Annotated in this window: 13 protein-coding genes; all 13 read right to left on the bottom strand. The window is 33.2% G+C overall.

Going from position 1 to position 10113, the window contains the following annotated elements:
* Positions 1-2646, bottom strand: coding sequence for a YfhO family protein (locus B4J88_RS00635; RefSeq protein WP_291065859.1), 2646 nt, complete (start codon positions 2644-2646; stop codon positions 1-3).
* Positions 2636-2893, bottom strand: a complete 258-nt coding sequence (locus B4J88_RS00630; protein ID WP_291065857.1) for a hypothetical protein — start codon at positions 2891-2893, stop codon at positions 2636-2638. The genes B4J88_RS00635 and B4J88_RS00630 overlap by 11 nt, the downstream gene beginning before the upstream one ends.
* Before the next feature lies 1 nt (position 2894).
* Positions 2895-3965: a DUF6263 family protein gene (locus B4J88_RS00625; RefSeq protein ID WP_291065856.1), complete on the bottom strand. Its 1071-nt coding sequence runs from the start codon at positions 3963-3965 to the stop codon at positions 2895-2897.
* A 159-nt stretch (positions 3966-4124) separates the two neighbouring features.
* A complete protein-coding gene (locus B4J88_RS00620; RefSeq protein ID WP_291065854.1) occupies positions 4125-4775 on the bottom strand; it encodes a porin family protein in 651 nt (216 codons plus the stop codon).
* 114 nt (positions 4776-4889) lie between these two features.
* Positions 4890-5363 carry a 50S ribosomal protein L17 gene (gene rplQ / locus B4J88_RS00615; protein WP_291065852.1) on the bottom strand — a complete coding sequence of 158 codons (474 nt, stop codon included), beginning with the start codon at positions 5361-5363 and terminating at the stop codon, positions 4890-4892.
* Positions 5364-5375: 12 nt separating this feature from the next.
* Positions 5376-6368, bottom strand: a complete 993-nt coding sequence (locus B4J88_RS00610; RefSeq protein ID WP_038335552.1) for a DNA-directed RNA polymerase subunit alpha — start codon at positions 6366-6368, stop codon at positions 5376-5378.
* Positions 6369-6390: 22 nt separating this feature from the next.
* Positions 6391-6993: a 30S ribosomal protein S4 gene (gene rpsD, locus B4J88_RS00605; protein ID WP_291065850.1), complete on the bottom strand. Its 603-nt coding sequence runs from the start codon at positions 6991-6993 to the stop codon at positions 6391-6393.
* A gap of 47 nt (positions 6994-7040) precedes the next feature.
* Positions 7041-7430 carry a 30S ribosomal protein S11 gene (gene rpsK, locus B4J88_RS00600; RefSeq protein WP_019974178.1) on the bottom strand — a complete coding sequence of 130 codons (390 nt, stop codon included), beginning with the start codon at positions 7428-7430 and terminating at the stop codon, positions 7041-7043.
* A gap of 11 nt (positions 7431-7441) precedes the next feature.
* Positions 7442-7819 carry a 30S ribosomal protein S13 gene (gene rpsM / locus B4J88_RS00595; protein ID WP_038335547.1) on the bottom strand — a complete coding sequence of 126 codons (378 nt, stop codon included), beginning with the start codon at positions 7817-7819 and terminating at the stop codon, positions 7442-7444.
* A 12-nt stretch (positions 7820-7831) separates the two neighbouring features.
* Positions 7832-7948 carry a type B 50S ribosomal protein L36 gene (gene ykgO, locus B4J88_RS00590; protein ID WP_013598490.1) on the bottom strand — a complete coding sequence of 39 codons (117 nt, stop codon included), beginning with the start codon at positions 7946-7948 and terminating at the stop codon, positions 7832-7834.
* Between the two features lie 75 nt (positions 7949-8023).
* Positions 8024-8239 (bottom strand): translation initiation factor IF-1, encoded by a 216-nt coding sequence (infA, locus tag B4J88_RS00585; RefSeq protein WP_019974180.1) that lies wholly within the window; start codon positions 8237-8239, stop codon positions 8024-8026.
* Between the two features lie 22 nt (positions 8240-8261).
* Positions 8262-9632: a preprotein translocase subunit SecY gene (gene secY, locus B4J88_RS00580; protein ID WP_038335544.1), complete on the bottom strand. Its 1371-nt coding sequence runs from the start codon at positions 9630-9632 to the stop codon at positions 8262-8264.
* Positions 9633-9647: 15 nt separating this feature from the next.
* Positions 9648-10103: a 50S ribosomal protein L15 gene (gene rplO / locus B4J88_RS00575; RefSeq protein ID WP_291065848.1), complete on the bottom strand. Its 456-nt coding sequence runs from the start codon at positions 10101-10103 to the stop codon at positions 9648-9650.
* Between the last annotated feature and the right edge of the window lie 10 nt (positions 10104-10113).

The following is a 10113-nucleotide window of genomic DNA, read 5'->3' as shown; positions in this document are numbered from 1 at the left end:
TTAAGCCTTTTCAGCGACTAAGTTTAAATTCTCTTTTATAGAACATTTTTTATATCCCAAATAAATACCTCCAGCCACAACGATTAAAAGTAAAATATTCGAAACTATCACAATCATATTTCCAGTAGAAATAACTTGTGGTTTAAATTCCATCACGATTGTATGATTTCCCTTTTGTACAGGAACTGCACGCAATACGTAATTCGCTTTTTCGATCGGAACTTCCTTTCCATCAACTGTTGCAGTCCATCCATGTGGATAATAAACTTCTGAGAAAACAGCAATTTGATCTGTATTAGAAGAAGATTTATACGTCATCTTCATTGGTGAATAATCAACCAATTCAATTTTCGCATTAGTATCTGCCGAAACATTCATGTTTTTATTCTCAACCAAATCTTTACGTAAAATTACAGTGTTATTAATTGGTGTAGAATTTATCGCTAAGATTTCATCATTTGCATTTTCTGTCCATTTGATATTTGAAGCCAACCACGCACTTCCAAAAGCTGTAGGATTTTGCTGTACTTGGGGTTCCGTTGGACTTCCATGAATAATGTATTTCGTATTCATCATATTCAATACATTAATCAAACCTGTTTCATCTTTGATTCCGTATTTTTTCAATTGTGGATCTTGAGAAAAATAGATATCCACAACATCTTGGTATTTCCCTAATTTCGCTGCATGATAACCACCAATCGAAGGAACAAAATATGAAGTTCCAGCTTCGTTAAATGTACTCAAAACCGTATTGTAAACACGGAAATGTGATTTATCTTGTTTTGATATGTTCGATAATAAATTATTCAACGGAACTTTGTAAGCAATTTGTGCTACATTATTGTTGTTCTGAGCTTCGGTTTGTAAACGAGGCGACATTTCCGTTGGGAAAGGATTATCAACAATGTATTTAGATACAAAATTATCTTCGTTCAAATATCTTTTATTCACCGTAAATCCATCAATAAAAGCCAATGCACCAATCGCTAAAATGACGATAATTGGTTTTTTGATAAACTTGAATAAATAAGCCAACAACAAAGCCATTGTGAACAAAACAAAAATCAATGTGCGAACTGTATCCGCTTTAAACATTGCAATTCTATCTTGAATTAATGCTTCATCTAATCGTTTTATCAATCCATCCCAAAGTCCGATTGCATTTGGATTTGCTTGCTGAATTTGTCCGATTAATTGTTCAGTCATTAATTTTTCATTCTCTGATGTAAATGGAAAAATCATTCCACCGAATAAGAAGAATATAATTAAAATTCCAACTGTAGAACCACCAGCTATATAAAGTACTTTCTTTTTGAATTCATCTGATTCGTCAGAATTAAAGAAATAATATAAAGTCAAAATTGCTAAGAAAGGCATTGTAAATTCGGCAATTACCAAGATTGATGATACAGCGCGAAACTTATCATACATCGGGAAATAATCAATAAATAAGTTCGTAACGAATGGTAAATTTTTACCCCATGCCAAAATGAAACTTAGAATCGTTGCTCCAACTAACCATTTTTTATAGGTCGCGTATTTTCCACGTACCATAAACATTCCGATAATAAACAAGAAAACGACTACAGCTCCCTGATAAGCTGGACCAGAAGTTCCTGGCTGATCTCCCCAATATGCACTTCTCGGTTGACTTGCCACAGCTTGAAAAACTTGCTGATTGAACTCGTCTTCACCAAGACTATATTGTGTATTTTGTAATTCTGATGTATAATTCTTTAAATCTTCTGGATTCGTTTGCGAACCACCACCCATCAAATTTGGAATAAAAAGATTTAATGTTTCTAATTTTCCATAACTCCATTGTGTGATATAATCGTGATCTAATCCGTTCGAATTCTTTTTCAACAAGGTCATCTCAGATTTTCCACGAGTTGTTTCTTTACTGTATTCGTAAGTTGACAATAATCGATTTGCATTCAATCCTGCTGCAATAATTAAAGCGACAACTACTAATGCAGATGATTTTAAGAAATCTGGTAATTCTTTTTTCTTTAAACTATCAATAAATTGAACAATTGCAAAAACCAACATCGCTAAAAACAAATAGAACGTCATTTGAATGTGATTGGCTTGTAATTGCAATCCCATAAACAAGGTTGTAAGTACAAAACCTGCAATGTATTTTTTACGATACAATAAAAGAATTCCGGCAACAAAAGGCGCGAAATAACCAATTGTATGGAGCTTTCCGTTATGCCCTGCTGCAATCAGCTCAAAATAATACGAACTAAAAGCAAAGAAAATTGCACCGACTAAAGCATATTGCCACTTTTTGAAAAGCGTTAAGCCAAGAATAAAAAATCCTGTAAACAACAAGAAAATGTAATCTGCTGGACGCGGTAAAAATCTGAATGCGCCATCAATGGTTTTGATGATATCAAAACTATATTTCGCACCAGTTTGATAGGTTGGCATTCCACCAAACATCGCATCAGACCAATAGACATTTTCTCCTGTTTTGTCTTGATACGTCAACATTTCTTGCGCACTACCCTTGTAGTTGATAATATCAGGCTGAATAACAGATTTTCCCGATAAAACTGGTGAACAATACACCAATGCAATCACTGCAAAAAGCAGCAATGAGATAAGAACGTAGAGTAAATTCTTTTTATTTTTCATCCTTTTTTTCTTCGATTATTTCGTAATCCACCGTTTCGGCGTCTATATTATATTTCGGTTTGTCGAAAGATGTGTTTGGTTTCGATTCGTTGTACGAATCATTTGAGTTTTGGCTCTGATTATAAGCATTTCTTTGCTGATTAATTGCTTCTTGAAAAACCTTTTTCACTGCAAATACTTTTCTTAAAAATCTAAAAATCGTTAAGAAAATAATACTTAAAATTAGAACCCAAAGAATTGTTTTCATTTTAGTTAACTGTTGTGACAGTTGTAACCGACTCAGTCATCGTTTGTTTTTGACCTTGCGCTTCTACTGTACGTTTTAATGTTTCCTTTTTCGTTAAATTAACTTTGTTGATCCAACCAGATTTAGTGTCCAACAAAATTTTACCATCTACATTCGCACTACTATTCGCAGACATTGTAACACCTTGTTGCGACTCATTACCTTTCAAACTTTGCGTTCCATTTACAGTAATTGTCGTATTTGCAGGCTCAACACTTGATAAAGTTCTCTTCATTGAAATATTTCCTTTCATTGGACCTTGATCAATTTTTTGACTATCGCTCCAAGATTCTTTAAGCGCTAAGGTTTTGTTAGGGAAAATATTCATCGTTTCTTCAAACTGAGAAGAAATCGCTTGTTTGTTTAATGAATTGTCGATAATCTGTGTAAAGAATTTGAACTCTTCTGCAGAAACTTGTTTTTTCACAGAATTAAGAATTGAAGTTTTGATTCCTTCTAATCCATCAACGCTTACAACTTTTCCTTTCTGATCAACTTTCATTGTATACGTTTTCCCTGTCATCGCTTTGTAAATCGACCAAGAAACCGCAATATCTTTGTTCGCTGGTTTTACAGCATTTGTATCATACGAAATTGATTTTCCCGAAGGATCTGTCATTTTCTCGCTATATTGTTTAGATTTCACTTCTAATGTATACACACCATCTTTGAAATCTTTTACCGTATAATCAATTTGTTTTTTACTTTCACTTGACATTTTTTGAGATTGTTTCCCATCCGAAGCCGTGTGAGTTGTTTTGATTCCCAACGTCATTGGATAAGTTTTTCCTATCTCCAAATTGTATTTGTATGCATATTTGTCATCTGCACCTTTTGTTATTGCTACAACTTCTGACTCAACAGGCGTTTCAGCGACTTTCAAAGAATCTGTTGTTTCTGTTTTGGCAACTGTATCGCCTTTTTCGTTCACAATTAATTCTTTTCCGTCTTTATCTTTTCCTACGACTTTATCATCTTTTTTACATGAAACAACTGCCACTGCAACAGCCATCATGAATAGTATTTTTTTCATATAAATATTTATGTTTGATAATTGGTTTATTGCCAAAATCAATCCAAAAATAAGGATTTTAGTTGATTTTTTAACATTAAGATTTTAAATCAATCATACATAATTACTTATCAGAAATTCAATTCAAATAAGAAAAGCCATTCTAATGAATGGCTTTTCTTATTTGATAAATGGAATAGCAAGCGATAAACTGAAATAGTGATTTCTCGATTTAATGTCATCTTCTTTATTAAAATTGGTTATTCCGTATGTATAACGCGCATTGATAGAAGCACCGAATTTAAAATCATACCCAATTCCTCCAACTACAGAAAAGTCCAAATCTTTAAAATCATCAATATCATCTTTTAGATCTACTCGTTCAGAAATTGTTTGAATAATACCTTGATGATTCCTGATATCTATTTGACGTGTATATTTTCCCAAATAAAAATAAGAAAGTTGCGGACCTACTTCGAAAGTCATTCCATTCTCCATCTTATATTTTGCAAGAACAGGTAAGGCAATATAGTCTGTTTTAAATTTTCCTTCAGATTCATACATTAAACCTTCAAAACTAAAATCTTCTTTTGTTCTGAAACCTTGTGAAGAATATAAAAGTTCTGGTTGAATTGAAAAATTTTTATCAAAAGGGATGTTAACATAAATGCCTACTGATGGCCCAAATTTGAATTTAGAGTTAATAAGCTCTTTATTTTCTGAAAAGCTAACATTAGAAAAATTAGAACCTAATCTCATTCCTAAAGTTGTTTGCGCTTGCGCAAACATGCTTAAACTGATAAAAGTTAATAAAGTGTAGATTTTTTTCATACAATACTATTTTATAGTAAAAATAATAATAATAATAATTGAGAGTTGAAGAAATAAGTATCAACAAAAAAAGCCTCCCAAATTGGGAGGCTTTTTACTATATAATCGAATAGATTATGCTTCTTCTGTACTTTCAGTTTCAGCAGCTGGTGCAGCTTCTTCTTTTTTAGTACTTTTTTTACTACGACGTGTAGTTGCTTTTTTCTCTACTTTCGCGTTAGTGTAGATATCATTGAAATCTACTAACTCGATCATTGCAGTATCAGCACCGTCACCTAAACGGAATCCTGTTTTGATGATACGAGTGTATCCTCCTGGACGATTTGCAATTTTAGGAGCTACAGTTCTGAATAATTCAGTTACAGCTTCTTTATCTTGTAAGTATGAAAATACAACGCGACGGTTGTTAGTATCGTCTGTTTTAGACTTTGTCAATAAAGGCTCAACATATGTTTGTAATGCTTTAGCCTTTGCTACTGTTGTGTTAATTCTCTTGTGAGTAATCAACGCTATAGCTAAATTAGATAATAAAGCTCTTCTATGAGAGGCAGTTCTACCTAAATGGTTAAATTTTTTTCCGTGTCTCATTTTTTAATAAAATTATTCTACGTCTAACTTATATTTTACGATGTCCATTCCAAAGTTAAGACCTTTGCTGTCCACCAATTCTTCTAACTCTGTAAGAGATTTCTTACCAAAGTTTCTGAATTTCATTAAGTCAGACTTAGCGAAAGAAACTAATTCGCCTAATGTTTCAACTTCAGCTGCTTTTAAACAATTTAATGCTCTTACTGATAAATCCATATCTACCAATTTTGTTTTCAATAATTGGCGCATATGTAATGCTTCTTCATCATAAGTTTCACCAGATGCAACTTCTTCCGCTTCTAATGTAATTCTCTCATCTGAGAATAACATAAAGTGGTGAATTAAGATTTTAGCTGCTTCAGTTAAAGCATCTTGAGGTGTTATAGAACCATCTGTTGTAATTTCAAAAACTAATTTTTCGTAGTCAGTTTTTTGTTCTACACGATAGTTTTCAATTGCGTATTTTACATTCTTAATTGGAGTGTAAATTGAGTCAATTGCTATAGTACCGATTGGCGCAGAAGCCTTTTTATTCTCATCAGCTGGTACGTATCCTCTACCTTTTTCGATTGTAAATGTAATTGTTACGTTTACTTTAGCGTCTAAGTTAGCGATAACTAATTCAGGGTTTAAAACTTGGAATCCAGAAATAAATTTCCCTAAATCACCTGCTGTTAATTGATCTTGCCCTGAGATAGTAGCAGTTACAGTTTCAGCATCTGATTCATCAATTTGTTTCTTAAAACGAACCTTTTTCAGATTTAAAATGATCTCTGTAACATCTTCCACTACTCCTGGAATAGTTGAAAATTCGTGCTCAACTCCTTCAATTTTGATTGAAGTGATCGCATATCCTTCTAATGAAGAAAGTAACACTCTACGTAGAGCATTTCCAACTGTAATCCCGTATCCTGGCTCTAATGGACGGAACTCGAATTGTCCGAATTTAGAGTCAGACTCTACTAAGATTACTTTGTCAGGTTTGATGAAATTTAAAATAGTCATTTTATTAGTCTGATTTTAAGGTTTATTTAGAATATAACTCGACGATTAATTGCTCTTTAATATCTTCTGGAATTTGAACTCTTTCTGGAGCTTTTGTGAAAGTTCCTGATTTTTGTTCGTCGTTCCAAATTAACCAATCGTACTCGCTACGTGCGTGTAAAGAGTTTGTGATTGCAGTTAAAGATTTCGATTTTTCTCTAACAGCGATTACATCACCAGCTTTTAATTGGTAAGAAGGGATGTTCACAATTTCTCCGTTTACAGTTATGTGTTTGTGAGATACTAATTGACGTGCAGCACTACGTGAGTTTGCGATACCTAAACGGTAAACTACGTTATCTAAACGAGATTCACATAATTGTAATAATACTTCACCTGTAATTCCTTTAGAAGCATTTGCTTTTTTGTATAAGTTAGCAAATTGACGCTCTAAAATACCGTAAGTATATTTTGCTTTTTGTTTTTCAGTTAACTGAATAGCGTATTCTGATTTTTTAGCTCTTCTTTTGTTAGGTCCGTGTTGCCCTGGAGGATATTTCTTTTTCTCAAAAGATTTATCGTCACCGAAAATTGGTTGTCCAAATTTTCTTGCAATTTTAGTTTTTGGTCCTGTATATCTTGCCATGATTTGTTACTATTAAATATATTAAATAATTAAATTGAGAAAAATGATTATACTCTTCTCTTTTTAGGTGGACGACATCCATTGTGTGGTAATGGAGTAACATCAACGATTTCAGAAACCTCGATACCACCGTTATGAATTGTTCTAATAGCAGATTCACGACCTTGACCTGGTCCTTTCACGAATACTTTTACTCTTCTTAATCCTGCTTCGTATGCAACTGTTGTTGCATCTTGTGCAGCTACTTGAGCAGCGTAAGGAGTGTTCTTTTTAGATCCACGGAATCCCATTTTACCTGCTGAAGACCAAGAGATAACTTCACCGTTTTTGTTAGTTAAAGTAACGATAACGTTGTTAAACGATGCTTGAATATGAGCTTGTCCAGTAGCTTCAATAACTACTTTTCTTTTCTTTACTACTTTCTGATTTTTTGCCATGATCCTATTTATTATTTAGTGGCTTTTTTCTTGTTAGCAACTGTTTTCTTTTTACCTTTTCTTGTACGTGAGTTATTTTTTGTTCTTTGACCACGTAATGGTAAACCTAATCTGTGACGAATACCTCTTTGACATCCGATATCCATTAAACGTTTGATGTTTAATTGGATTTCTGATCTTAATTCACCTTCTACTTTGAAAGTTTCATTGATCGATGCACGGATTGCGTTGATTTCTTCATCAGTCCATTCGCTAACTTTTGTATCTTCTGAAATGTTATTTTCAGCTAAGATTTTAGAAGCACTGCTTCTTCCGATCCCGTAAATGTATGTAAGTCCGATTACCCCTCTTTTGTTTTTAGGTAAATCTACACCTGAAATTCTTGCCATAATTCTAAATAATTAACCTTGTCTTTGTTTAAACTTAGGATTCTTTTTGTTGATCACATACAAACGTCCTTTACGACGCACAATTTTACAGTCAGCACTTCTCTTTTTAATGGATGCTCTAATTTTCATCTTTGTAAATTTATTTATAATCCGATAGAGTTAACGTATCTACATTAACTCTATCACCAGTCATTATTATTTCTTTTAGTATCTGTAAGATATTCTACCTTTCGTTAAATCGTAAGGAGACATCTCTATTTTAACTCGATCACCTGGTAATAATTTGATATAGTGCATACGCATTTTACCAGATATGTTACATGTTACAACATGTCCATTTTCTAATTCGACACGGAACATTGCATTGGATAATGCTTCTGTAATCGTACCGTCTTGTTCAATATGTTTTTGTTTAGCCATAAATCTTTTTAATAAAATCTTATTAGATATCTCTTGAAGTTCTACCTGAAGACATTAAACCATCGTAACGGTGATTTAATAAATATGTATTAATTTGTTGTACAGTATCTAAGATAACTCCCACCATAATTAACATTGATGTACCTCCAAAGAACATTGCTAAGCTCTGTTCTACACCTAATAATTTTACAATCGCTGGCAAAACAGCAAGCAAAGTTAGTAAAATTGCTCCAGGTAACGTAATTTTTGATAAAATTTCGTCTAAAAAATTTGCAGTTTCTTTTCCAGGACGGATTCCGGGGATGATTCCTCCGTTACGTTTTAAGTCTTCTGCCATTTGGTTTACTGGGATTGTGATCGCAGTATAGAAATAAGTGAAGATAATAATAAGTAATCCGAAGATCAAATTATATTCCCACGTAAATGGATCTGCCATTTTCGCGAAGAATGCTTTTACTGGACTTCCTTCGTCTAAGAAATAGTTTGCCAATGTTCCTGGTAAAAACATAATTGCTTGTGCGAAGATAATAGGCATTACACCTGCTGCATTTACTTTAAGTGGAATATATGAACGTACAGAGTCTGTAACTGATCTCATATATGAACTACTTGAAGTTTGCGCTCTTCTTACATATTGTACTGGTACTTTACGCACCGCTGCAACAATCATAATACACATTGCAATAACTAGGATTAACCCTAACATTTCTATCAAGAAGAAAATACCGTTTGAAGGATCTACTTCAAATGCATTAAATATTGCTTTTGGTAAGTCGGCTAGGATACCAACCATAATTAAGATTGAAATACCATTACCTATACCTTTGTCAGTAATTTTTTCACCCATCCACATGGCAAAGATTGTCCCTGTAATCAAAATGATTGTTGAAGGGAACCAGAACCAAAAGTTGGTTGGAGGAATTACATAGATAGCATATGAAGAAGTTGGATCGTAAGGTAAAATTTGAGAAGTTACTAATGTAAGGTATGCTGGTGCTTGCACCAAACAAATCCCGATTGTTAACCATCTCGTAATTTGGTTTACTTTGTTACGTCCGCTTTCTCCTTCTTTTTGTAGTTTTTGGATGTAAGGTACTGCTAATCCCATCAATTGTATAACAATCGAAGCAGAGATATAAGGCATAATTCCTAACGCAAATACGGAAGCTCTCTTAAAAGAACCTCCGGTAAAAGAGTTTAATAATCCTAAAATTCCTGAATTTGCATTTTCTTGGTCTGCAACAAAACGATTAACCTCGTTAATATCGACACCTGGAAGTGGAATATGAGAACCGAATCTATAAACCAACAATAGAAGGATAGTTACAAGTAACTTATCCTTCAATTCTTTTATGCTCCAGATATTTTTTATGGTCTGTATAAACCCTTTCATCTATAAAATATATTCTTAAGCGTTAACTAATTCTACTTTACCTCCTGCATTCACAATAGCTTCTTGAGCTGATTGAGAGAATTTATCAGCAGTAACATTAACAGTTGCTTTTAACTCTCCACGACCTAAAATTTTCACTAAGTCATTTTTGTGAGCTAATCCTAACTGAACTAATGTTTCTTTGTTTAAAGTATCTGTAATTTTGTTGTTATCAACTAATTGTTGAATTGTATCTAAATTGATTCCAGTGTACTCAACTCTGTTGATGTTTTTGAAACCAAATTTAGGTAAACGTCTTTGTAAAGGCATTTGTCCACCTTCGAAACCGATTTTTCTTGAATAACCAGAACGAGATTTAGCACCTTTGTGTCCACGACCTGCTGTCAAACCGTTTCCACTACCTTCACCTCTACCTTTACGGAATTTATTTTGTACTGAACCAGCAGCTGGTTTTAAATTACTTAAATTCATTTTTAATAAT

The organism is Empedobacter sp. UBA5036 (assembly GCF_002415215.1).
Classification (GTDB): Bacteria; Bacteroidota; Bacteroidia; order Flavobacteriales; family Weeksellaceae; genus Empedobacter; species Empedobacter falsenii_B.
The sequence above is the reverse complement of the archived record's forward strand: the minus strand, read 5'-3'. Positions and strand labels throughout refer to the sequence as shown.